Raw genomic sequence first — 21,535 nt, 5'->3', positions numbered from 1 at the left:
CCATGGCCGTACAGAAGTTGCCGATCGCCAAGGCGATCAACGAGTCGCTGCGCAAGGCGATGGAGACCGACCCCAAGGTCCTGATCATGGGCGAGGACGTCGGCAAGCTCGGCGGTGTCTTCCGGGTCACCGACGGCCTGTTCAAGGACTTCGGCGAGGACCGGGTCATCGACACCCCGCTCGCCGAGTCCGGCATCGTCGGCACCGCGATCGGCCTGGCCCTGCGCGGCTACCGGCCCGTCGTGGAGATCCAGTTCGACGGATTCGTCTTCCCCGCCTACGACCAGATCGTCACCCAGCTCGCGAAGATGCACGCCCGCGCGCTCGGCAAGATCAAGCTCCCGGTCGTCGTGCGCATCCCGTACGGCGGCGGCATCGGCGCGGTCGAGCACCACAGCGAGTCGCCCGAGGCGCTGTTCGCGCACGTGGCCGGCCTGAAGGTGGTCAGCCCGTCCAACGCGTCCGACGCGTACTGGATGATGCAGCAGGCCATCCAGTCCGACGACCCCGTCATTTTCTTCGAACCCAAGCGCCGCTACTGGGACAAGGGCGAGGTCGACACCGAATCCATCCCGGGCCCGCTGCACAAGGCCCGTACGGTGCGCGAGGGTTCGGACCTGACGCTCGTGGCGTACGGGCCGATGGTGAAGGTGTGTCTGGAAGCCGCGGCCGCGGCGCAGGAGGAGGGCAAGTCGATCGAGGTCGTGGACCTGCGCTCGATGTCGCCCATCGACTTCGACGCCGTCCAGGCCTCGGTCGAGCGCACCCGCAGGCTGGTCGTCGTGCACGAGGCGCCGGTCTTCTACGGTGCCGGCGCGGAGATCGCCGCCCGGATCACCGAGCGCTGCTTCTACCACCTGGAGGCCCCGGTGCTCAGGGTCGGCGGCTATCACGCCCCCTACCCGCCGGCCCGCCTGGAGGAGGAGTACCTGCCGGGCCTTGACCGGGTGCTCGACGCCGTCGACCGCTCGCTGGCGTACTGAGGGAATGGTCGTGACGACAATGACTGAGAACGCAGCCCGCTACCGCGAGTTCAAGATGCCGGACGTCGGCGAGGGGCTCACCGAGGCGGAGATCCTCAAGTGGTACGTCCAGCCCGGCGACACCGTCACCGACGGCCAGGTGGTGTGTGAGGTCGAGACCGCCAAGGCGGCCGTCGAACTGCCCATCCCCTACGACGGCGTGGTGCAGAAGCTGAACTTCGACGAGGGCGTGACGGTGGACGTGGGTACGTCCATCATCACCATCGACGTGGCCCCCGGCAGCGGGGACGCCCCGCCCGCCGAGGCCGCCGAAGCAACCGCACCGGCTGCCGTCACCGCGCCCGCCGGGTCCGCCGAGTCCGCCGAGGACGAAGCGCCCAAGGGCCGTCAGCCCGTCCTCGTCGGCTACGGCGTCTCCGAGGCCTCGACCAAGCGGCGCCCCCGCAAGGGCGGTGCGCAGGTCCCCGAGCAGGCTCCGGCGCAGGCGCTGAGAGCCGTGCAGACCGAGCTGAACGGGCAGGTGCCCGCTCCGGCGCGGCCGCTCGCCAAGCCCCCGGTCCGCAAGCTCGCCAAGGACCTCGGCATCGACCTCGCCACCGTGGTGCCCACCGGCCCCGACGGCATCGTCACCCGTGAGGACGTCCACGCGGCGGTGGCTCCGGTCGCCGAGGACGCCCCTGTTTCACGTGAAACAACGGCCGCTCCGGCGGCTCCCGTTCAGAGTGACGCCCGCGAGACGCGCATCCCCGTCAAGGGCGTGCGCAAGGCGACCGCGCAGGCCATGATCGGTTCGGCCTTCACGGCACCGCACGTCACGGAGTTCGTGACGGTCGATGTGACGCGGACGATGAAGCTGGTCGAGGAGCTCAAGTCCGACAAGGACATGGCGGGTCTGCGGGTCAACCCGCTGCTCCTGATCGCCAAGGCGCTGCTCGTGGCGATCAAGCGCAACCCGGACGTCAACGCCTCGTGGGACGAGGCGAACCAGGAGATCGTGCTCAAGCACTATGTGAACCTGGGCATCGCGGCGGCGACCCCGCGCGGTCTGATCGTGCCGAACATCAAGGACGCCCACGACAAGACGTTGCCCCAACTGGCACAGTCCCTGGGCGAGTTGGTGTCGACGGCACGCGAGGGCAAGACGTCGCCCGCGGCGATGTCGGGCGGCACGGTGACCATCACCAACGTCGGCGTGTTCGGCGTGGACACCGGCACTCCGATCCTGAACCCGGGCGAGTCCGCGATCCTCGCGGTCGGCGCGATCAAGCTCCAGCCCTGGGTCCACAAGGGCAAGGTCAAGCCGCGCCAGGTCACCACGCTCGCGCTCTCCTTCGACCACCGCCTGGTCGACGGCGAGCTCGGCTCGAAGGTCCTCGCCGATGTGGCGGCGGTCCTGGAACAGCCGAAGCGGCTCATCACCTGGGCCTGACGAGTCCCTGCCTCGGCCCCCGGCGCGTGTTCTCGCGCCGGGGGCCGAGGCATGCCCGGGGTCCCACCCCGGCCCGGGCGGAGGAGCAACCGGCGCACGGCCCCGGTGGACAGGGTCCCGGGCCGGGCCGACAGTGAAGGCAGGGGGCAGGCCGAACCGAGGGAGCAGCGCATGCGGATGTACGCCCGTGCCCCGCTCGGCGCCGCTCTCGCCGGGGTCGCCCTGGCCGGAGCCCTGCTCGACCCGGCCGCCGCACGCCCGTCCGCGGCTCCCGCGCCGTCCGTGGCCCCGGCCTTGCCGAGGCACCCGGCAGCCATGTCCCCCGCGCCCTCCGCGAAGGCCTGCACCGCCTCCCGCGACGTCTCCATCGGTGCCGGTGTCACCGCGCGGCTCACCCTCGGCCCGTCCGGCCCCGCGGTCACCTTCGAGGACGGCCCGGGCCGTCCGATCCCGGGCCTCGGCGGGCTCGACCGCAAGCACCCCGCGCTGCCCGCATCCGCCGGCATCAGCGCCGAGATCCTCACGCCGTACGGGCCCGCACCCCGGCTGCGGACCAAGGTCGAGGGCGGCCCGCAGGCCCCCTACCAGGTAGCGGACTTCCCCGGACTTCCCAAGAACTGCGCGAAGGCTGCCGCCAGATAGACCCGCTCCCGGCCCCGGCCCCGGCTGCCGTGCGCAGCCCGGCCATCGCCATGGGCGGTCCGTGCGGTGGGCCCGTGCGGTGGGCCCGTGCGGTGGGCTCGTCCCGCGATCCGGACGGCGCTTTCTGATGCACCCCTGTTGTATCTATCCTGTGCGCATGCCTTCCGCCCCGGCCCCCGCCACCAAGCAGCCGCCCGCCGCCGACCGCGTATACATGCACGTCAAGCAGGCTGTGCTCGACCGTCATTACGAGGGCGGCACGCTGCTCACCGAGGGCGAACTCGCCGAGGCGGTCGGGGTGTCGCGGACGCCGGTGCGCGAGGCGCTGCTCAAGCTCGAAGTGGAAGGGCTGATCAAGCTCTATCCGAAGAAGGGCGCGCTCGTGCTCGCGGTCTCCGCGCAGGAGACCGCCGACGTCGTCGAAACCCGGCTGCTCGTCGAGGAGTTCGCGGTACGCCGGGCCGTACCGGCGCCCGACCGGCTGATCTCCCGCCTGGAGGACCTCCTCACCGAACAGAAGGCGCACGCCGCGGCCGGGGACCTGGCCGCCGTCGCCGTCAGCGACCGCTGTTTCCACGCCGAGATCGTGCGCAGCGCCGGCAACGAGATCCTGGCCCGGCTCTACGACCAGATGCGGGACCGCCAGCTGCGCATGGGCGTCGCCGTCATGCACGCCCAGCCGGACCGCATCGCGAAGAACATCGCCGAACACGAGGAGATGCTGGAGGCGATCAGGGCCGGCGACGGCGAGCGCGCCGCGCACTGTGTGCGCCAGCACCTCAGCTGGGTCAAGATCCTGGTCAGGGGGGACGACCGATGAGTTCTGCCGCACTGCCCGCACCACGGCCGCTGGGCGGGCGCCGGGCCGCGTTCGTGTGGGGCATAGGCGTCGGCGTCTACTTCGTCGCCGTCATCTTCCGCACCTCGCTCGGCGTCGCCGGCCTGGACGCCGCCGAGCGCTTCCACGTCAACGCCTCGGCCCTGTCCACCTTCTCCATACTCCAGCTGCTCGTGTACGCGGGGATGCAGATACCCGTCGGCCTCATGGTCGACCGGCTCGGCACCAAGAAGGTCCTGGTCCTCGGGACCGTCCTGTTCACCGTCGGACAGCTCGGCTTCGCCCTGTCGCCCTCGTACGCCACCGCGCTCGGTTCCCGGGCGCTGCTCGGCTGCGGTGACGCGATGACGTTCATCAGCGTGCTGCGGCTCGGCTCGCGCTGGTTCCCCGCCAAGCACGGCCCGATGATCGGGCAGGTCGCCGCGCTGTTCGGGATGGCCGGCAACCTGGTGTCGACCATCGTCATCGCCCGCTCCCTGCACGGCATCGGCTGGACCCAGACCTTCGCGGGCAGCTCGCTGGCCGGCGTGCTGGTCCTGGTCCTGGTGCTGCTCTTCCTGCGCGATCACCCCGAGGGGCACGAGCCGCCGCCCGCGCACCACGCGGGGGCCGCGTTCGTCCGCCGTCAGATCGCCGAGTCGTGGCGCGAGCCCGGCACCCGGCTCGGGATGTGGGTGCACTTCACGACCCAGTTCCCCGCGATGGTGTTCCTGCTGCTGTGGGGGATGCCGTTCCTCGTCGAGGCGCAGGGACTCGACCGGGGCACGGCCGGTGAACTGCTGACCCTGGTGGTGCTCTCCAACATGGTCGTGGGCCTGGTGTACGGCCAGCTCATCGCCCGCCACCATGCGGCCCGGCTCCCGTTGGCGCTCGGCACCGTAGGAGCCACCGCGCTCATGTGGGCCGCCACCATCGCCTATCCCGGTGCGCACGCGCCGATGTGGCTGCTCGTCACACTCTGCGTGGTCCTCGGGGCGTGCGGCCCCGCCTCGATGATCGGCTTCGACTTCTCCCGCCCGGCCAACCCGCCGGAGCGCCAGGGCACCGCGTCCGGCATCACCAACATGGGCGGTTTCATCGCCTCGATGACGACGCTGTTCGCGGTGGGCGTGCTGCTCGACGCGACCGGGGACAACTACCGGATCGCGTTCTCGTCGGTGTTCTTCCTGGAGGCCCTCGGCCTCGCCCAGATCCTGCGGCTGCGGGCGCGGGCGCAGCGCCGCGAGCGGGACCACCTGGTGGCCAGCAGGGTGGAAGCGGTGCACGTACCGGTGTAGCGCGGGCCGCCCCGGCCCATCGGCGCTACGGAGTGACCGCGAACTCCCGCAGGATCGCGTCGGCCAGCGCCTGGTCGCCCTCCGCCTTGACGCGGTCGGCGACGGCGTGCGGGCGGACCCGGCCGCAGGCGAGCCGCACGAAGGTCTCCCAGTCCATGACGAGGGTGACCAGCGGGCCGAGCGAGGGCGCGCCGTCCACCGTGCCGTGCCCGTCCGCGTCGACCCGTACCGTCCGCAGGAACTCCACCGGTCCGTGGACGTCGAAGACGACCGCGGAGCTGGGCGGCGCGCCCGCGTCCTTCGCGACGATCTTGGGCAGGGCCTGAAGCAGGACGTCACGGGCCACATACGCCCCCGGCGAGTCCAGGTTGCCCGGCTTGTTGAGGGCCCAGCGCAGGTCCTGCTCGTGCACCCACACATCGAACGCCCGCATCCGCAGCGCGAGTTCCAGCGTCTGCTCGGCGCCGAGGGGGGCGCGGACCTTGGTGTCGGGGTCGCGGTTCTCGTTGCGCAGCTGACGCGCCCGGCGGATGATCGTGTACTCCAGCTCGGAGGTCATCTCCGGCGCCGTATGGTGCCGGCGCACATCGACCTGCATCTCCATGTAGCGAGCGAGCTCGGTCTGTACGTGGAAGATGTCCCGCGGCAGGGTGTGGATCGGCCTCGGGTCGCCCAGCTGCTCGCACTCCATGCCGATGATGTGCGACACGATGTCCCGCACCGACCAGTTGGGGCACGGAGTCGCCCGGTTCCACTCGCCCTCGACGAGCGGCATCACCAGCTCGGATATCGCCTCGATGGAGTGGGTCCAGGCATCGGCGTAGGTCTGAAGGCTGGGATGGACGGTCACGGGACCCCTCGGCGGTTCTTTTGTACGCGGGCTGGACTGCGGGACTGCGTGGGAGGCTTGGTCGCTAAGTTACGCTGCCGGGCAGCACCCCGGCAGTGCTTTGGTGTGACGATCGTAGGCTGTTTCCCATAGTGCTGACGGCTCGAAGGACAGGACGGTGGTACCGTGCGCGCCTCGCTCATCCAGATCGACGTAAACCCGGACGAGTCCATCAATTCCCGCCGCCGACGCGTGGGTTCGCTGGTCCGCGAGCAGCGCGGCAGCGATCTGGTCGTGCTCCCCGAGCTGTGGACGGTGGGGGCGTTCGCGTACGACCTCTTCGCGGACGAGGCCGAGACGCTCGACGGGACGCGCGAGGGGACGCTCGACGGGACCACCGCGCGGGAGATGTCCGAGGCGGCCCGGGAGGCCGGGGTCTGGCTGCACGCCGGGTCCGTGCCGGAGCGGGGCGCGGACGGGGTGCTGTACAACACCTCTCTCGTCTTCTCGCCCGACGGTGAACTCGCGCACAGCTACCGGAAGATCCACCGGTTCGGCTTCGACAAGGGCGAGGCGGTGCTGATGGGTGCGGGGTCACAGCTCGTCACCGCCGCGCTGCCCGAGCTCACGCTCGGCCTGGCGACCTGCTACGACCTGCGCTTCCCCGAGCTGTTCCGGGGCCTGGTCGACGCGGGCGCGCAGGCCTTCGTGATCCCGGCCGGCTGGCCCGAGCGGCGCCGCGCGCACTGGACGCTGCTCGCCCGGGCGCGGGCGGTGGAGAACCAGGCGTACGTGCTGGCCTGCGGTACGGGGGGTACGCATGCGGGGGTCGAGCAGGCGGGGCACAGCATCGCCGTCGACCCCTGGGGCGAGGTGCTCGCCGAAGCGGGGCCGGGGGAGGAGATCCTGACCGTGGATCTCGACCCGGCTCGGGTCGCCGAGACCCGGGAGGTCTTCCCGGCCCTCAAGGACAGGGTCCTCGGCCTGGAAGCGCCCAAGCGGTAGCTCCGCGGGGGTGCGGGTCCCCGGCGCGGGTCCCGGGGTACGGGTCCCGGGTGCGGTCCCGTGGCGGCCCTTCGCGCAGTTCCCCGCGCCCCTCAACCCGTTTTCGTCTGCGGGCCGTGGCGGCCGTTCGCGCAGTTCCCCGCGCCCCTGAAACCCGTTTTCGTCCGGCCGTTGTGCGTGGCTGGTCGCGCAGTTCCCCGCGCCCCCAAAAACCCGTTTTCGGCTGCGGACCGTCGCGGCCGTTCGCGCAGTTCCCCGCGCCCCTTGATCCGTTTTCGTCCGGCCGCCGTGGGTGGCTGGTCGCGCAGTTCCCCGCGCCCCCAAAAACCCGTTTTCGGCTGCGGACCGTGGGTGGCTGGTCGCGCAGTTCCTCGCGCCCCTGAAGGATTCGGCGCCGGGCCGCATCGGGCATGTCAGCCCGTCCGGCGTTTGAGGACGAGCGCCGTTCAGGCGCGAACGGGGGTCTGGGGGCGGAGCCCCCGGGGTCAGTCGTCGTCGCGTTCCTTTTCGTCCATGCGGATCACGCAGATCACCACCGCCAGCAGCAGGGCCGCGTCCGCGTCCTCCCGTACCACGTTCACCGCGTACGTCTCGCGGACCCGGAACCACTTGCGCGAGACGTGGGCCAGCAGTTCGCCGTCGTACTCGATGGTGAACTCGCGGTCCAGGATCTTGCCCGTGACGTCGAGCTCCGTGCCCTCGACCAGGCGGACCCGGTAGTGGTTGCGCAGCAGCGAGAGGCGTTTGCGGCGGACCGTCGCGAGCGCCTGGTCGTCGCGCTCGATGGTCATCGCGTCCCGCAGGCTGAACATCTTCTCCCGCAGCGTGATCAGGACCCGGCCCGCCGGGTCCTTCAGCTCCAGGGTGTCGCGCAGCCGCAGCGCCTTGCCGTCGGCGAGGAACGCCTGGCGGCCGTCCTCGGTCTCGATCCAGTAGTCGTCGCCGATGGCGAAGATCTTGTCCCGCACGAGGTATTTCATGGCTACCCTCTGCCCGCCCCGGGGCCCCGCCGAACGGCGACACAGGGTGTTCATACGGGGATGGCAAGCTTGAAGCATGAACGACGCAGCCCCGGCGCCCACCCCCGCGCCCGCCCCCCGCCGTGCCCGAGTCCGTGCCCCCGAGCTGATCGGCAGGGGCGGCTGGCTGAACACCGGAGGCAAGGAGCTGAACCTCGCCGAGCTGCGCGGGCGGATCGTCATCCTCGACTTCTGGACGTTCTGCTGCATCAACTGCCTCCACGTCCTCGACGAGCTGCGCGAGCTGGAGGAGAAGCACCGGGACACCGTCGTGATCGTCGGCGTGCACTCGCCGAAGTTCGTGCACGAGGCCGAGCACCAGGCCGTGGTCGACGCCGTCGAGCGGTACGGCGTGGAGCACCCGGTGCTCGACGATCCCGAGCTCGCCACCTGGAAGCAGTACGCGGTGCGCGCCTGGCCCACGCTCGTGGTGATCGACCCCGAGGGGTACGTCGTCGCCCAGCACGCCGGTGAAGGGCATGCGCACGCCATTGAGCGGCTCGTCGAGGAGCTGGAGGCCGAGCACGGCGCCAAGGGCACGCTGCGGCGCGGCGACGGCCCCTACGTGCCGCCGGAGCCCGTCGCCACCGACCTGCGCTTCCCCGGCAAGGCGATCGCGCTGCCCGGCGGGAACCTCCTGGTGTCCGACACCACCCGCCACCAGCTGGTCGAGCTCGGCCCGGACGGCGAGGGCGTGGTGCGCAGGATCGGCGGGGACGGGCAGTTCAAGGAGCCGCAGGGCCTCGCGCTGCTCCCGGACGGCAAGGTCGTCGTCGCCGACACCGTCCACCACGCGCTGCGCACGTTCGACCCGGTCAGCGGGGAGATCGAGCTGCTCGCCGGTACCGGCAGGCAGTGGTGGCAGGGGCAGCCCACCTCCGGGCCCGCCCTTGAGGTCGACCTCTCCTCGCCGTGGGACGTCGCCTGGTGGCGGGGCAAGGTGTGGATCGCCATGGCCGGGGTGCACCAGCTGTGGACGTACGACCCGGAGACGAGGACCGTCGAGGTCGCGGCCGGCACCACGAACGAGGGGCTCGTGGACGGGCCGGGCGACGAGGCCTGGTTCGCGCAGCCGTCCGGGCTCGCGGCCACCGAGGACCGGCTCTGGGTCGCCGACTCGGAGACCTCGGCGCTGCGCTACGTCGACCCCGAGGGCGCGGTGCACACCGCCGTCGGCACCGGGCTCTTCGACTTCGGGCACCGCGACGGGGAGGCCGCCCAGGCGCTGCTCCAGCACCCGCTGGGTGTCACCGCGCTGCCGGACGGCTCGGTCGCCGTGTCCGACACGTACAACCACGCGCTGCGCCGCTACGATCCGGCGACTGGTCAAGTCACCACGCTGGCAACGGACTTGAGGGAGCCCAGCGACGCGGTGCTGGTCGGGGACGACATCGTCGTCGTCGAGTCGGCGCGGCACCGCCTGACCCGGCTCCGGCTGCCCGACGAGGCGGTACGGGTCGAGTCGGTGGCGCACCGGACCCAGCGCTCGGCGACCGAAGTGACCCCGGGCAGGCTCCAGTTGGACGTGGTGTTCCAGGCGCCGGCCGGCCAGAAGCTGGACACCCGCTACGGCCCGTCCACGCGGTTGCTGGTCTCCGCGACGCCGCCCGAGCTGCTGCTCACGGGCGAGGGCACGGGCACCGACCTCGCGCGCGAGCTCGCCCTGAACCCCGAGGTCGCCGAGGGCGTGCTGCACGTGTCGGCGATGGCGGCGTCCTGCGACGACGATCCGGAGAACGAATACCCCGCCTGCCACATGCACCAGCAGGACTGGGGCGTGCCCGTACGGCTCGTCGTGGGCGGCGCGAGCAGGCTGCCGCTGGTGCTGGCGGGCATGGACCCGGCCGAGGCCTCCTAGCCGTCGCAGGACCGGGCGCAGGGGCCGGGCCCGAGCGCGGCCTCCCGGCCTAGCCGAAGCCCGGCTTGAACGGGCCGGTCCGCGGGGCCGGCCCGCACAGCGCGAGGGCGGCCGGGCGGCCGTGCCCGTCCAGGACCGGCACCGTGATCGCGGCGTCGGAGCCGGGCAGCGTCACCCGCACCGCCGTGCCGGTGGCCGGGCAGCCGCGGCGGGCGGAGTAGTGCACGCGGGCCACCCCGTTCGCGCCGGGGTGCAGCGCGAAGGGCTTCGCGAACGGCTGGGCCGGGGTGGAGACGAGCGGGGCACCCCGCCCGCTGCCGTCCAGGACGGTCAGTGTGGGGGTGCCGTGCAGCACACAGGTGTGTCCTGAGGTGTTGCGGGCCACCAGGACCGCGTCCGCTCCGGCCCGTGCGTCTCCGGTCCGTGCGTCGGGGCCGTGCCGCGGTCCGGCCCTGCCGGCCGGGTCGACGACGCGGAAGGCGAAGGACAGCGCGGTGGGCGAGCAGAAGATCCGGGCGTCCTCACCCCCGTCGTCGACCGGGCCGGTGTGCGTGCCCGGACCCGGGGCCCCCGGCGTCGGACTCGCCGAGGCCGAGCCCGACGGGCTCACGGCACCGGCACCGGCACCGGTACCGGGCGAGGCGCTCTGCCCGGGCGCGCCCGTCCCCGATGCGGAGCCGGACGGAATCGGCCGCTCCCGCGGGGTCGCGGCCCCCGGCGCCGACGAACCGTGCGCCACCGACTTCACGGAGGTGGCGGGAGCGGCGGCGGGCACGCGGTCCGTGCAGCCCGTCAGGGCGCCGAGCAGTACGACGGCGACCAGGCCGCCGACGGCCGTACTCCCCCTGCCCCCGCGCATCGCGCCCCGTTCCCTGTGCATGGTTCCCGTGCGGGCTGTCCCCCGCTGCCGCATCAGCCTGGCGCCCGCCCCTATCGCCCGGCTAACGCGCCGCCCGCGGGCGCGCCGCACGAGCCGGTCGTCTCCCGCATCCGACGGCATCCCGCGGGTCCCGACCGCGTGAGCTTACGCGGGCGCGATCCTGGCCAGTTGGGCGCGGGCCGCCGCGGCCCCCTCCTCGTAACCGTGGTCGTCGGCCTCGTGGGCCGCGTGTGCGAGTTCGCGGCGGGCGTCCTCCGTGCGGCCGAGGCCGGCCAGCGCCTCGCCGTAGCTGGTGCGCAGCAGGACCCGGCGCGGGATGGCCTCCGGCGACGGGCCGAGGCCGAGACCGAGGGAGGCGTGCTCCAGGGCCTGTTGGTGGTCGCCCGCGTCCAGGAAGTGGCGGGCCAGATGCTGGTGGGCGAGCATCTCGGTGGAGCGGTCGCGAGCCCGGCCGGCCAACGCCAGTGCCTGGCCGAGCAGTTCACCGGCCCTGGCGGCCTCGCCGTACTGGGCCAGGATGAGGGCGAGGTTCATGCGGGCGATGGCCTCGCTGGTGACGGCGCCCGCCCGGCGGGCCAGGTCGGGTGCCTTCTCCAGGTGCGCGAGCGCCTCGTCGTAGCGGCCCTCCTCGTGCAGCACCCAGCCGAGCAGGGCGCGGGTGCGGGACTGGGCGTCCAGCTCCTGCTCCAACTCGGCCGATATCAGGGCCTGTTCGAGCAGCGGCACCCAGCCGTCCCGGACCCGCCACAGGATGAGCGGCCACTGCAGCAGCACGAGGCGCCAGGCCCGGTCGTGCATTCCGGCGGTGACGGCGGCGGCCACCGCCCCGCGCAGGGTGGCCCGTTCGGCCTCGTACCAGGCGAGCGCGGCCTGGCGGTCCTCGAACTCGCGCACCGCCGCGGGCCGCCGGGACCTGGGCGGCGGCACGAAGCAGGGCTGGCTGCCGGGCTCGGCGGTGGCGGTGGCGACCAGGCCGGTGTGCAGGTAGTGGTCCAGGAGGCGGGTGAGCCCGTCCGGGTCGGCCTCGGGGGCGAGCGCGCGGGCGTAGAGGCGTACGAGGTCGTGCAGGGCGTAGGAGTCGGGGCGGGTGCGCGGGTCGGGGCCGTGCGGGCCGGACTCGACGACGAGGTGGGCGGCGGCGAGCCGTTCCAGGGCGGCGGCGGCCTGGTCGGGGGTGCACCCGGCCAGGGCGGCGGCCGTGTAGCGGTCGAGCTCGGAGCCGGTGTGCAGGCCGAGCGAGCGGAACATCCGCCTGGCCTGTTCGGGCAGTTGCTGCACGGTCAGGCGCAGGGCGGCGGCGACACCGGTGTCCTCGACCCTGAGCAGCCCCAACCGGCGCTGTTCGTCGGCGAGTTCACCGGCGAGCGCGGCCAGCGTCCACTGGGGACGGGCGGCGAGGCGGGCGGCGGTGACGCGCAGGGCGAGCGGGAGGCCGTCGCAGAGCGCGGCGAGCCGGGCGGCCGCCTCGGGTTCGGCGGCGACCCGGTCCTCGCCGAGCACCGCGCCGAGCAGGGCGGTGCAGTCGTCGGCGGGCAGTTCGTCGAGGCGGACCGGGCGGGCGGCGTCGGAGGCGACGAGGCCGCCGAGCCGGTCGCGACTGGTGACCAGGGTGACGCAGTGGTCGCCGCCCGGCAGCAGTGGGCGGACCTGCTCGGAGTCGCGGGCGTTGTCGAGCACGACCAGCATCCGGTGGTCGGCGGTCAGCGAGCGGTACAGGGCGCCCATCCCGGCCTCGGTCTCCGGTATGCGCTGGACGGGCACGCCGAGGGCGAGCAGGAACTCCCGCAGGACGACGGTGACTTGGCGGGCCGGGGTGTCGCTGTAGCCGCACAGGTCGACGAAGAGGCGGCCGTCGGGGAAGTCGCCCCGGCGTTCGTGCGCCCAGTGCACGGCGAGCGCGGTCTTGCCGACGCCGGCGCCGCCGGTGACCACCGCGACCGCGCCGTACTGGCCGTCCGCGGCCGCCCCGAGCGCGTCGAGCTCGTCCTGCCGGCCGGTGAAGCCGCGCGGTCTGCGGGGCAGCAACTCAGGTACGCAGATGGCTGGTTCGGGCTGCTCTGCGGCCGGCTCCACCGGGGTCACGGGGGTGCCGGTGCGCAGGATCGTGGCGTACGCGTCGGAGAGCGCGGGGCCCGGGTCGACGCCGAGTTCGTCGGCGAGCAGGCGACGGGTGCGGTGGAACCATTCGAGGGCGTCGGACTGGCGCCCCGAGCGGCTCAGGGCCAGCATCAGCGCGGCCGAGAGGGGCTCGCGCAAGGGGTGGGCGACGGCCTCGGTGCGCAGGACGGCGGCGGCCCGGCCGTGCTCGCCGAGCTCCCCGTACGCCTCGGCGAGCGCCTCCACGGAGGCGAGCCTGAGCTCTTCGAGGGTGTGGGCGGCGGCCTGCAGGGGCGGGCTGGTCACGGTGCCGGTGAGGGCCGGGCCCTGCCACAGGGCGAGCGCCTCGCGCAGCATCAGGACCGCGTCGCCCGGGCCGCGCTGGGCGCGGGCGAGCGAGACGAGTTCCTCGAAGCGGTGGGCGTCGATGAGGGTCTCGGGGAGCCGCAGGACGTACGCCGGTCCCTGGGTCGCCAGCTCGATCCCGTACGCCTCGGCGCCGTGCTCGGCGAGCAGGGCGCGCAGCCGTGAGACATGGCCCTGCAGGACGGTACGGGAGTGCAGCGGAGGCTCTTCGTCCCACAGGGCCTCGGTGAGGCGCTCCACCGGGACGGCCGTGTTGGGCTGGAGCAGCAGCATGGCCAGCAGACTGCGGCGTTTGGCGGGGCCGAGCGGGAGGAACGCGCCGTCCTCCGTCGCCACGGCCACCGTTCCCAGGACGCGGAACTCCACGGTGGCGACACCCCCTTGCTCCCCGTTCCCACCCGGACCTGGTCAGGGCCCGGACAGTCGAGGATACGCGGGGCGTGCGGGGGTCGCGCGAGGCGGCCCCCGCCGCACGGGGCGGGCCGAGGGCCGCACGGGGCGGCCCGGTGCGCGGGGTGGGGCCGGGGATCACATGAGGTGGTCGCGGTCCTCCTCGACGACGGTGGCCCCGGGCACCATGCGCCGCCTGCGCAGCACGCTGGTGAAGACGGCGACGCCGATGATGCCGACGGCCATGAGTATCAGGCCGACGACGTGGACGTTCACGCCGCTCGTGTGCCAGTCCGTCGCGAACGTGAGGATGGCCCCCACCGCGATGAGGATGATGCAGCCGCCCAAGCCCATGGAACTCGCCTCCGTGAAAGGTGGTGGACCGTCCGAGTACCCGGGCCCCGGACGGACAACCCCCATGGATGGCAAGCGAGTTCGGGCTGATGGGCCGTTTTCGGCCGGTTCGGCCGTTTCAGTCGGCGAGGAACGCGGTGAGGGCGTTGGCCAGCAGGAACGGGTCGTCGGCGCCGCACAGTTCGCGCGCACTGTGCATCGACAGGATGGCCACGCCGATGTCGACGGTCTGGATGCCGTGCCGGGCCGCGGTGATCGGGCCGATCGTCGTGCCGCAGGGCATCGCGTTGTTGGAGACGAAGGTCTGCCACGGCACCCCGGCCCGCTCGCAGGCGGCCGCGAAGACGGCGCGGCCGGCGCCGTCGGTGGCGTACCGGGCGTTCACGTTGACCTTGAGGATGGGGCCGCCGTTGGCGCGCGGATGGTGCGTGGGGTCGTGCCGCTCGGCGTAGTTGGGGTGGACGGCGTGGCCGGTGTCGGAGGACAGACAGACGGTCCCGGCGAAGGCACGGGCGCGGTCCTCGTAGGTGCCGCCGCGGGCGAACACCGAGCGCTCCATGACGTTGCCGAGGAGCGGGCCGTCGGCACCGGTGTCGGCCTGCGAGCCGTCCTCCTCGTGGTCGAAGGCGGCGAACACCGGGATGAAGGGGAGGTCGTCGGCGCCGGACACGGCGGCGAGGGCCGCGATCCCGGCGTGCACGGACAGCAGGTTGTCCATGCGCGGCCCGGCCACCAGCTCACGGTCGCGGCCCAGGTAGGCGGGTGCCTCGACGGAGTGCAGCATCAGGTCCCAGCCGGCCACCTCGCCCTCGGCGAGCCCGGCCTCCTGCTCAAGGAAGGAGATCAGGTCGCCTTCCCGCACGTCGTCGCCGAGGCCCCAGATCGGCTGGAGGTGGCGCTGGCGGTCGAGCTTGAGCCCGTCGGTGTTCACCGAGCGGTCCAGGTGCACGGCGAGCTGCGGCACGCGCAGGAGCGGCCGGTCCACGTTGACCAGGCGGTGGCTGCCGTCCTTGAGGGTGAGACGGCCCGCGATGCCGAGGTCGCGGTCGAGCCAGGTGTTGAGCAGCGTCCCGCCGTAGACCTCGACGGCGACCTGACGCCAGCCGTACGCGCCCGAGTCGGGCTGCGGCTTCACGCGCAGGTTCGGGGAGTCGGTGTGGGCGCCGACGATCCGGTACGGGGTGTGGGGCTCGGCGCCCTCGGGCACGAACCAGGCCACGATGGCACCGCCGCGCAGCACGTACTTCCCGCCGTGCGTGCCGTCCCAGGCGTCCGTCTCCTGCACCTGCCGGAACCCGGCCTTCTCCAGGCGAGCGGCTGCGTTGGCCACGGCGTGGTACTGCGACGGGCTCGCCGCGAGGAAGGTCATCAGGTCGTCGGTGTGGCCGCGGTCGAAGCGGGGCGGTGTGCTCATGCCGCCACCCTAGCGGCGGGCCGCCCCCGCCCCGGGGCCCCGAGCGTCTTGCCCCGTTTGGCCCCGGCTGGTCTGCCCTCCCGCCCCTGCGACGGGGTCCGAACGGCCCGGGCCCGGGGCTCCGACCCGGACGCCGTTCGCGCGGGTCGGAGCCGGAGCGGCAGGCCCGTCCGGACGTGAACCGTCAGGATGCCGCGGCCGTCTCGGCGAGCTTCTGGAATTCGCCGAGGTCGTAGTTGGCGAGTGCCGAGTCGAGGTTGGTGAGCGCGCCGAGGTGCTCGATGAACCCCTTCGGGTCGTACTCGATCTGCAGGGTCACCCGGCTCGTCGTATCGGTCAGGCGATGGAAGGTGACGACACCGGCGTGATCGACCCCGTCCACGGTGTGCCAGGCGATGCGGTCCTCCGGAACCACCTCGGTGAGCTCGGCCACGAAGTTCTTGTCGGCACCCGGGATCTCCAGCTGCCAGGCGAAACGCTGCCCGTCCAGCCGGTCGACGCGGCGCACGTGACTCAGGAACTTCGGCCACCGGGTCACATCGCTCCAGAGCGCCCAGGAGACGGAGACGGGCGCGTTGACATCGACGGTTTCCACGAGGGATGCGGACACGATTCGCCTTTCGTTCGTCGGCTCCAGCCCCGGCAGCCCGGAGGTCCGGCAGCCCGGAAGTTCTGGGTGCCGTGTACCCCCGTTGAGCCCGGGGGACCGCTCCGACGACCGAACTTTCCGCCGGCCTGCGACGGGCTCGACGGGTGAGGGCCGGGGCCCGGCCGGGGGACAGCGCAGAGAGGCCCGGTGACGGCGAAAAGGGGCCCGGGGTCCGACCACCCCGAGCCCCTCCCTCGACGGAGGCCTAGAAGGCCGCCTCGTCCAGGTCCATCAGGGAGTTGTCCACCGTCTCGGCCAGCGAGCGGGCCGTACCGACGCCCGGCAGCACGTTCGCCGCGAAGAACTTCGCAGCCGCGATCTTGCCGGTGTAGAAGGGGACGTCCTTCGCGGAGGCCGAGGACAGCTTCTCGGCGGCGACGGCCGCACCCTTGAGGAGCAGGTAGCCGACCACCACGTCACCCGAGGCCATCAGCAGACGGGTCGTGTTGAGACCCACCTTGTAGATGTTCTTGACGTCCTCGCCCGTCGCCGTCAGGTCGGTGATCATCGTGCCGACGATCGCCTCCAGGTCGACGGCCGCCTTGGCGAGCGAGTCGAGCGCGCCGCCCAGCTCCGCGTTGCCGTTCTGCTCGGCGAGGAACTTCTTGATCTCCTCGGAGAGCGTGTTCAGGGCCGCACCCTGGTCCCGGACGATCTTCCGGAAGAAGAAGTCCTGGCCCTGGATGGCCGTCGTGCCCTCGTACAGCGTGTCGATCTTGGCGTCACGGATGTACTGCTCGATCGGGTACTCCTGGAGGTACCCGGAGCCGCCGAAGGTCTGGAGCGACTCGGACGACAGCTTCTCGTACGACTTCTCCGAGCCGTAGCCCTTCACGATCGGCAGCAGCAGGTCGTTGAGGCCGACGAGCGCCTTGGCGTCCTCGCCCGCCGCCTCCTTCACCTGGATCGCGTCCTGGATGGAGGCGGTGTAGAGGACGAGCGAGCGCATGCCCTCCGCGTACGCCTTCTGCGTCATCAACGAGCGTCGCACGTCCGGGTGGTGAGTGATCGTCACCTTCGGCGCGGTCTTGTCCATGAACTGCGAGAGGTCGCTGCCCTGGACGCGCTCCTTGGCGTACTCAAGGGCGTTGAGGTAACCCGTCGACAGGGTCGCGATCGCCTTCGTGCCGACCATCATGCGGGCGAACTCGATGATCATGAACATCTGGCGGATGCCGTCGTGCTTGTCACCGATCAGCCAGCCCTTGGCGGGGTGCTGGTCGCCGAACGTCATCTCGCACGTGTTGGACGCCTTCAGGCCCATCTTGTGCTCGACGTTCGTCGCGTACACGCCGTTGCGCTCGCCCAGCTCGCCGGTCTCCCAGTCGAAGTGGAACTTCGGCACGAGGAAGAGGGACAGGCCCTTGGTGCCGGGGCCGTGGCCCTCGGGGCGGGCGAGGACGTAGTGGAGGATGTTCTCCTCCATGTCGTGCTCACCGGACGTGATGAAGCGCTTCACGCCCTCGATGTGCCAGGAGCCGTCGTCCTGCTGCACGGCCTTGGTGCGGCCGGCGCCGACGTCCGAGCCGGCGTCCGGCTCGGTGAGGACCATGGTCGAGCCCCAGCGCTTGTCGACCGCGAGCTCGGCGATCTTCTTCTGCTGCTCGTTGCCCTCGGCGAAGAGGATGCCGGCGAAGGCCGGGCCCGAGGAGTACATCCAGATCGCGGGGTTCGAACCGAGCAGCAGCTCGGCGTACGCCCAGATCAGGGAGCGCGGCGAGACGGTGCCGCCGATCTCCTCGGGCAGGCCCAGGCGCCAGTACTCGGAGTCCATGAACGCCTTGTAGGAGCTCTTGAAGGACTCCGGGACCGGAGCGGTGTTCGTGGCGGGGTCGAAGACCGGCGGGTTGCGGTCCGCGTCCGCGAAGGAATCGGCCAGCTCGTTCTCGGCGAGACGGGCGATCTCCTCCAGGATCGACTTGGCGGTGTCGACGTCCATCTCCCCGAACGGGCCGGTGCCGTACAGCTTGTCGCGTCCGAGCACCTCGAAGAGGTTGAACTCGATGTCGCGGAGATTCGACTTGTAGTGCCCCATGGCGACGGCTCCGTAAGCAGGGTGTCGGTTACATCTACCAGCAAGTAGGTCAGTACCTCCGATGATGCTACCCACGGGTAATAACGCGCAACCTCTGGCCGAGAACTGTGACGTGTCAGGCAGGGGAACTCTGGTGGGCCGGGTGGCGCTCCAGTGCCGTGGTGAGCGCCCGCGCGGTCTCGGTGTTGCAGTTCCCGAGGATGACGAGCGGGGGCGTACCGAAGTCCCGCCCGAGGGAGGGCAGCGTGATGCCGTGCTCTGCGAGCGCGGCTCGCAGCTCCATGACGACGGCGTAGGTGTCGTCCCGGCGGGGCGGAAGGGGGGTCTTGCCCATGGGGTGCCTCCTGTGAGTGCGGTGTGTGACGAATCCCTCACAGAGTGACGCTGGGTGCCCTACCGTCGGAAGTGGTTCACATTGCGCCCGGCAACTGGCAAATGGCGGTGGTGAGTTGTGCCCCCTCGCAAGGACACGGACGCGTCGGCGAACGTGCCGTCCTTCTATGGTGCGGAGTTGCGCTACAAGCGCGAGGCAGCGGGCCTGACGCTTGAGCAACTGGCCGAGGGCAGCTTCCGCGGCGTGCCGTTCCTGAGCCAGATCGAGCGCGGCGAGCGCCGTATGCCCCTGGATCTGGCCAAGCATGTCGACGATCGCCTCGGCACGGACGGCTTTTTCCAACGCCGTTGTGAAGACGCCCGCCGGGCGAAGCAGTCCGGGCATGCGGAGTATTTCGCCGACGTCGCGGAGATGGAGCCGGTAGCGGAGACCATCGAGGAGTGGGCACCCGCAGTCGTTCCCGGGCTGCTCCAAACGAAGGCATACGCATCGAAGGTCATCCGGACAGGGCGGCCTTGGTTGCAGGCTGGCACGGTCGACAAACAGCTGCGCGTCCGCATGGAACGCAATGCGCTGTGGAAGCGCGAGAATCCACCGGCGTTCTGGGCGATCTTGCACGAGTCCCTGATCAGCAGGCCTCTACTGCCGCCAGAGGAGATGGCTGAGCAGCTGGACTGCATCAGCGATGTCGTCACGTCTGCGCGGGGCATTTTGCAGGTTCTGCCGGAAACGACGTCGGCGCACCCCCTCATGATGGGCATGGTCAAGCTCATGACCTTTCCGGACGCGCCCGCGCTGGCGTACACCGAAGGTGTCCACAGCGGCCAACTCATCGACTATCCAGCCCTCGTGAAGGACTACCGCAGGTCCTACGATCTGCTGAGGGCCGCCGCCTTGCCGCCGGAGGTGTCCCTCTCTCTTCTCCGAGATGCGGCAGAGGACTACCGAAATGGCAAGCAACGGCTTTGACTTGAGTGCGGCCCGCTGGCGCAAGAGCTCGTACAGCAACGCCAGTGGCGGTGACTGCGTCGAGGTCGCCGACAACCTCCCCGGGGTCGTCCCCGTACGGGACTCCAAGGCGCCGAACGGCCCCGCACTGATCATCGCGGCCAGCGCCTGGGCACCCTTCGTCGAGGCGGTGAAGGGCACGGGCCTCCGCGGCTGAGACCCGCTGTCCGCCAGGACCCCGCGTCGGTAGTCTTGGGCGCATGTACGGCTACGACCAGAACCCGGGCGCGCAGCAGCAGTACGCCCCGCCGCAGCAGCAGATGCAGGGCGGTTACGGGGAGCAGCCGCTGTACCCGGAGCCGTCGCCGCCCTCGCTCGCCGACGCGGTGCGGGCCTTCACCACGGGCTCGCTCTCGGCCGAGGACTTCCAGCAGATCTTCGCGGGGGCCCGGGTGTACTGCCCGCGCGGTGACAACCCCGGGTTCCTGGCGCTGCACAACACGCAGCAGCCGGTGATCCCGATGTTCACCTCGTTGAAGGAACTGCGCCGGTACGCGGGCAAGGAGTCCAAGTACTTCGTCATCACCGGCGCCGAGGTGATCGACCTCCTTCCGACCGGGTACGGCTTCGTGCTCGACATGGAGGGCGACCACCGGATGGTCTTCGACGCGAAGGCCGTGGAGCAGATGGTCGACTTCGCGATGCGGCGGATGTACGGATAGCCGGACCGGCTGAGCAGTGGGTTCTTCGGGCCCGTACCCCTTGGGGTGCGGGCCCGAAGTGCGTCCGGGGCGGGGCCGGAAGGGGGTCGGGAATGGGCGTGCCTTGCAAGCTGTTCACCATTCAACTACTTTGAACGTAGAGCATCCCCGCAAGGAGGGCCGTCCCATGCCTGCTGTGACCGTCGAAAACCCGTTGACCCTGCCGCGCGTGACCGCGCCGGAGGGTGCTGCGGCCCGTCCCGTCCTTGCCGTGACCACTGCTCCGCAGGGGCACGTACATCATCGACGGAATCTTCGACCACCAGGACTCCAACGGTGGTGGTGGCACGATCACCAACGGTGACACCCAGTGGATGACGGCCGGAGCCGGTCTGCTCCACATCGAGGCGCCGCCGGAGCAGCTCGTCATGTCGGGCGGGCTCTTCCACGGCCTCCAGCTGTGGGTGAACCTGCCGGCCCGGGACAAGATGATGGCCCCGCGCTACCAGGACATCCGCAGCGGTTCCGTCCAGCTGCTGACCTCGCCGGACGGTGGCGCTCTGATGCGGGTCATCGCGGGCTCGCTGGACGGGCACGACGGCCCCGGGATCACGCACACCCCGATCACGATGGTGCACGCCACGCTGCGGCCGGGTGCGTCCGTCACGCTGCCGTGGCGGGAGGACTTCAACGGCCTCGCGTACGTGCTGGCCGGGCGCGGCTCGGTCGGTGCGGAGCGGCGGCCCGTGCACATGGGGCAGACCGCGGTGTTCGGCGAGGGCGGTTCGCTGACCGTCCGCGCGGACGAGAAGCAGGACTCCAACGCGCCCGACCTGGAGGTCGTGCTGCTCGGCGGGCAGCCCATCCGGGAGCCGATGGCGCACTACGGGCCGTTCGTCATGAACACGCGGGCGGAGCTTGAGCAGGCCTTCGAGGACTTCCAGAAGGGCCGCCTCGGCTCGATCCCGGCCGTCCACGGCATGTAACCCCGGGCCCCCTGGGGCTCCGCCCAGCCCCGGGGGGTTTGCCCACCCTCCCGCCCGTGCGGCGGGTTGGATGGGTTCCGGCCCCTGGGGCTGCGCCCCAGACCCCGGCGGGGGCTCTGCCCCCTGCACCCCCGTTCGCGCCTGAACGGCGCTCGTCCTCAATCGCCGGACGGGCTGTAGGTGCCCCAGTACCGGTACTACCAGGGGCGCGGGGAACTGCGCGAAAAGCGCCCACGGTGCAGGGCCAACGTCGGGTTTTGGGGGCGCGAGGAACTGCGCGAGCAGCGGGCACGGTCCGCGCCCGACGGCGGGTTTTTAGGGGCGCGGGGAACTGCGCGAGCAACCACCCACGGTGCGAGGACGTAAACGGGTTTCGGGGGCGCGGGGAACTGCGCGAGCAGCCCGCACGGCGCGAGGGCGAAAGCGGGTTGGGGGTAGCGGTAGCTGACGGTGCGTCACCCGGGCGGCCCCGCACCTGAGGCGCGGCCCCCCGGGCCGTGG

19 protein-coding genes and 1 pseudogene are annotated in these 21,535 nt (G+C 71.7%); 11 read left to right on the top strand and 9 right to left on the bottom strand.

What is annotated here, in order from left to right; genetic code table 11:
- Positions 1–2: 2 nt before the first annotated feature.
- The 5 genes from IE267_RS24970 to IE267_RS24950 all read left to right on the top strand — a co-directional run bounded on the left by IE267_RS24970 (position 3) and on the right by IE267_RS24950 (position 5,169).
- On the top strand, positions 3–983 hold the full coding sequence (locus tag IE267_RS24970; protein ID WP_189764793.1) for an alpha-ketoacid dehydrogenase subunit beta: 981 nt from the start codon (positions 3–5) through the stop codon (positions 981–983).
- Positions 984–993: 10 nt separating this feature from the next.
- Positions 994–2,412 carry a dihydrolipoamide acetyltransferase family protein gene (locus tag IE267_RS24965; RefSeq protein WP_189764792.1) on the top strand — a complete coding sequence of 473 codons (1,419 nt, stop codon included), beginning with the start codon at positions 994–996 and terminating at the stop codon, positions 2,410–2,412.
- A 171-nt stretch (positions 2,413–2,583) separates the two neighbouring features.
- A complete protein-coding gene (locus IE267_RS24960; RefSeq protein ID WP_167158539.1) occupies positions 2,584–3,054 on the top strand; it encodes a hypothetical protein in 471 nt (156 codons plus the stop codon).
- Positions 3,055–3,211: 157 nt separating this feature from the next.
- Positions 3,212–3,874 carry a GntR family transcriptional regulator gene (locus IE267_RS24955; RefSeq protein WP_167158542.1) on the top strand — a complete coding sequence of 221 codons (663 nt, stop codon included), beginning with the start codon at positions 3,212–3,214 and terminating at the stop codon, positions 3,872–3,874.
- Positions 3,871–5,169 carry an MFS transporter gene (locus IE267_RS24950; protein WP_189764791.1) on the top strand — a complete coding sequence of 433 codons (1,299 nt, stop codon included), beginning with the start codon at positions 3,871–3,873 and terminating at the stop codon, positions 5,167–5,169. The genes IE267_RS24955 and IE267_RS24950 overlap by 4 nt, the downstream gene beginning before the upstream one ends.
- 25 nt (positions 5,170–5,194) lie before the next feature.
- On the opposite strand, the gene IE267_RS24945 is transcribed toward IE267_RS24950, so the two are convergent.
- Positions 5,195–6,019, bottom strand: coding sequence for a maleylpyruvate isomerase family mycothiol-dependent enzyme (locus tag IE267_RS24945; RefSeq protein WP_167158546.1), 825 nt, complete (start codon positions 6,017–6,019; stop codon positions 5,195–5,197).
- 165 nt (positions 6,020–6,184) lie between these two features.
- Between IE267_RS24945 and IE267_RS24940 the strand changes: the two genes are divergently transcribed.
- Entirely contained in the window at positions 6,185–7,003 is an 819-nt protein-coding gene (locus IE267_RS24940) for a carbon-nitrogen family hydrolase (protein WP_167158548.1), read from the top strand.
- A gap of 485 nt (positions 7,004–7,488) precedes the next feature.
- On the opposite strand, the gene IE267_RS24935 is transcribed toward IE267_RS24940, so the two are convergent.
- Positions 7,489–7,983 (bottom strand): LURP-one-related/scramblase family protein, encoded by a 495-nt coding sequence (locus tag IE267_RS24935; RefSeq protein ID WP_167158550.1) that lies wholly within the window; start codon positions 7,981–7,983, stop codon positions 7,489–7,491.
- Positions 7,984–8,059: 76 nt separating this feature from the next.
- Here IE267_RS24935 and IE267_RS24930 point away from each other — a divergent pair, with 76 nt between their 5' ends.
- Positions 8,060–9,880 carry an NHL domain-containing thioredoxin family protein gene (locus tag IE267_RS24930; protein ID WP_189764790.1) on the top strand — a complete coding sequence of 607 codons (1,821 nt, stop codon included), beginning with the start codon at positions 8,060–8,062 and terminating at the stop codon, positions 9,878–9,880.
- A 49-nt stretch (positions 9,881–9,929) separates the two neighbouring features.
- Here IE267_RS24930 and IE267_RS24925 read toward each other — a convergent pair whose 3' ends face one another.
- The 7 genes from IE267_RS24925 to IE267_RS24895 all read right to left on the bottom strand — a co-directional run bounded on the left by IE267_RS24925 (position 9,930) and on the right by IE267_RS24895 (position 18,399).
- Positions 9,930–10,739, bottom strand: a complete 810-nt coding sequence (locus IE267_RS24925; protein ID WP_229861403.1) for a DUF4232 domain-containing protein — start codon at positions 10,737–10,739, stop codon at positions 9,930–9,932.
- 165 nt (positions 10,740–10,904) lie between these two features.
- The gene (locus IE267_RS24920) at positions 10,905–13,589 is read right to left on the bottom strand and encodes an AfsR/SARP family transcriptional regulator (RefSeq protein WP_189764788.1); all 2,685 of its coding nucleotides are present in this window, start codon (positions 13,587–13,589) and stop codon (positions 10,905–10,907) included.
- 162 nt (positions 13,590–13,751) lie between these two features.
- Positions 13,752–13,967, bottom strand: coding sequence for a DUF6458 family protein (locus tag IE267_RS24915; RefSeq protein WP_189764787.1), 216 nt, complete (start codon positions 13,965–13,967; stop codon positions 13,752–13,754).
- Positions 13,968–14,085: 118 nt separating this feature from the next.
- Positions 14,086–15,381, bottom strand: coding sequence for a M18 family aminopeptidase (locus IE267_RS24910; protein ID WP_167158556.1), 1,296 nt, complete (start codon positions 15,379–15,381; stop codon positions 14,086–14,088).
- A 184-nt stretch (positions 15,382–15,565) separates the two neighbouring features.
- Positions 15,566–15,991 carry an SRPBCC family protein gene (locus IE267_RS24905; RefSeq protein WP_189764786.1) on the bottom strand — a complete coding sequence of 142 codons (426 nt, stop codon included), beginning with the start codon at positions 15,989–15,991 and terminating at the stop codon, positions 15,566–15,568.
- A gap of 244 nt (positions 15,992–16,235) precedes the next feature.
- Positions 16,236–18,065 carry an acyl-CoA dehydrogenase gene (locus IE267_RS24900; RefSeq protein WP_189764785.1) on the bottom strand — a complete coding sequence of 610 codons (1,830 nt, stop codon included), beginning with the start codon at positions 18,063–18,065 and terminating at the stop codon, positions 16,236–16,238.
- Positions 18,066–18,180: 115 nt separating this feature from the next.
- A complete protein-coding gene (locus IE267_RS24895) occupies positions 18,181–18,399 on the bottom strand; it encodes a hypothetical protein (protein ID WP_167158558.1) in 219 nt (72 codons plus the stop codon).
- A gap of 117 nt (positions 18,400–18,516) precedes the next feature.
- Between IE267_RS24895 and IE267_RS24890 the strand changes: the two genes are divergently transcribed.
- From IE267_RS24890 to IE267_RS24875, 4 genes and pseudogenes are all read left to right on the top strand, one after another.
- Positions 18,517–19,368 (top strand): helix-turn-helix domain-containing protein, encoded by an 852-nt coding sequence (locus tag IE267_RS24890; RefSeq protein ID WP_189764784.1) that lies wholly within the window; start codon positions 18,517–18,519, stop codon positions 19,366–19,368.
- Entirely contained in the window at positions 19,349–19,564 is a 216-nt protein-coding gene (locus IE267_RS24885) for a DUF397 domain-containing protein (RefSeq protein WP_189764783.1), read from the top strand. The genes IE267_RS24890 and IE267_RS24885 overlap by 20 nt, the downstream gene beginning before the upstream one ends.
- Positions 19,565–19,607: 43 nt before the next feature.
- Positions 19,608–20,069 (top strand): SseB family protein, encoded by a 462-nt coding sequence (locus tag IE267_RS24880; protein ID WP_100575483.1) that lies wholly within the window; start codon positions 19,608–19,610, stop codon positions 20,067–20,069.
- Positions 20,070–20,235: 166 nt separating this feature from the next.
- Positions 20,236–21,034: pseudogene (locus tag IE267_RS24875) on the top strand (pirin family protein).
- Positions 21,035–21,535: the final 501 nt, after the last annotated feature.

Origin of the sequence: Streptomyces xanthochromogenes, from assembly GCF_014650455.1 — a bacterium.
In the GTDB taxonomy this organism is placed as follows: Bacteria; Actinomycetota; Actinomycetes; order Streptomycetales; family Streptomycetaceae; genus Streptomyces; species Streptomyces xanthochromogenes.
Note: the sequence above shows the minus strand (reverse complement) of the source record. Positions and strands in the feature narration are given on the sequence as shown.

Bases quoted from the DNA above. Each gene is read 5' to 3' on its own strand.
- IE267_RS24970 (WP_189764793.1), top strand. From the start codon at position 3: ATGGCCGTACAGAAGTTGCCGATCGCCAAGGCGATCAACGAGTCGCTG.
- IE267_RS24960 (WP_167158539.1), top strand. From the start codon at position 2,584: ATGCGGATGTACGCCCGTGCCCCGCTCGGCGCCGCTCTCGCCGGGGTC.
- IE267_RS24955 (WP_167158542.1), top strand. From the start codon at position 3,212: ATGCCTTCCGCCCCGGCCCCCGCCACCAAGCAGCCGCCCGCCGCCGAC.
- IE267_RS24950 (WP_189764791.1), top strand. From the start codon at position 3,871: ATGAGTTCTGCCGCACTGCCCGCACCACGGCCGCTGGGCGGGCGCCGG.
- IE267_RS24935 (WP_167158550.1), bottom strand. From the start codon at position 7,983: ATGAAATACCTCGTGCGGGACAAGATCTTCGCCATCGGCGACGACTAC.
- IE267_RS24930 (WP_189764790.1), top strand. From the start codon at position 8,060: ATGAACGACGCAGCCCCGGCGCCCACCCCCGCGCCCGCCCCCCGCCGT.
- IE267_RS24925 (WP_229861403.1), bottom strand. From the start codon at position 10,739: ATGCGCGGGGGCAGGGGGAGTACGGCCGTCGGCGGCCTGGTCGCCGTC.
- IE267_RS24915 (WP_189764787.1), bottom strand. From the start codon at position 13,967: ATGGGCTTGGGCGGCTGCATCATCCTCATCGCGGTGGGGGCCATCCTC.
- IE267_RS24910 (WP_167158556.1), bottom strand. From the start codon at position 15,381: ATGAGCACACCGCCCCGCTTCGACCGCGGCCACACCGACGACCTGATG.
- IE267_RS24900 (WP_189764785.1), bottom strand. From the start codon at position 18,065: ATGGGGCACTACAAGTCGAATCTCCGCGACATCGAGTTCAACCTCTTC.
- IE267_RS24895 (WP_167158558.1), bottom strand. From the start codon at position 18,399: ATGGGCAAGACCCCCCTTCCGCCCCGCCGGGACGACACCTACGCCGTC.
- IE267_RS24885 (WP_189764783.1), top strand. From the start codon at position 19,349: ATGGCAAGCAACGGCTTTGACTTGAGTGCGGCCCGCTGGCGCAAGAGC.
- IE267_RS24880 (WP_100575483.1), top strand. From the start codon at position 19,608: ATGTACGGCTACGACCAGAACCCGGGCGCGCAGCAGCAGTACGCCCCG.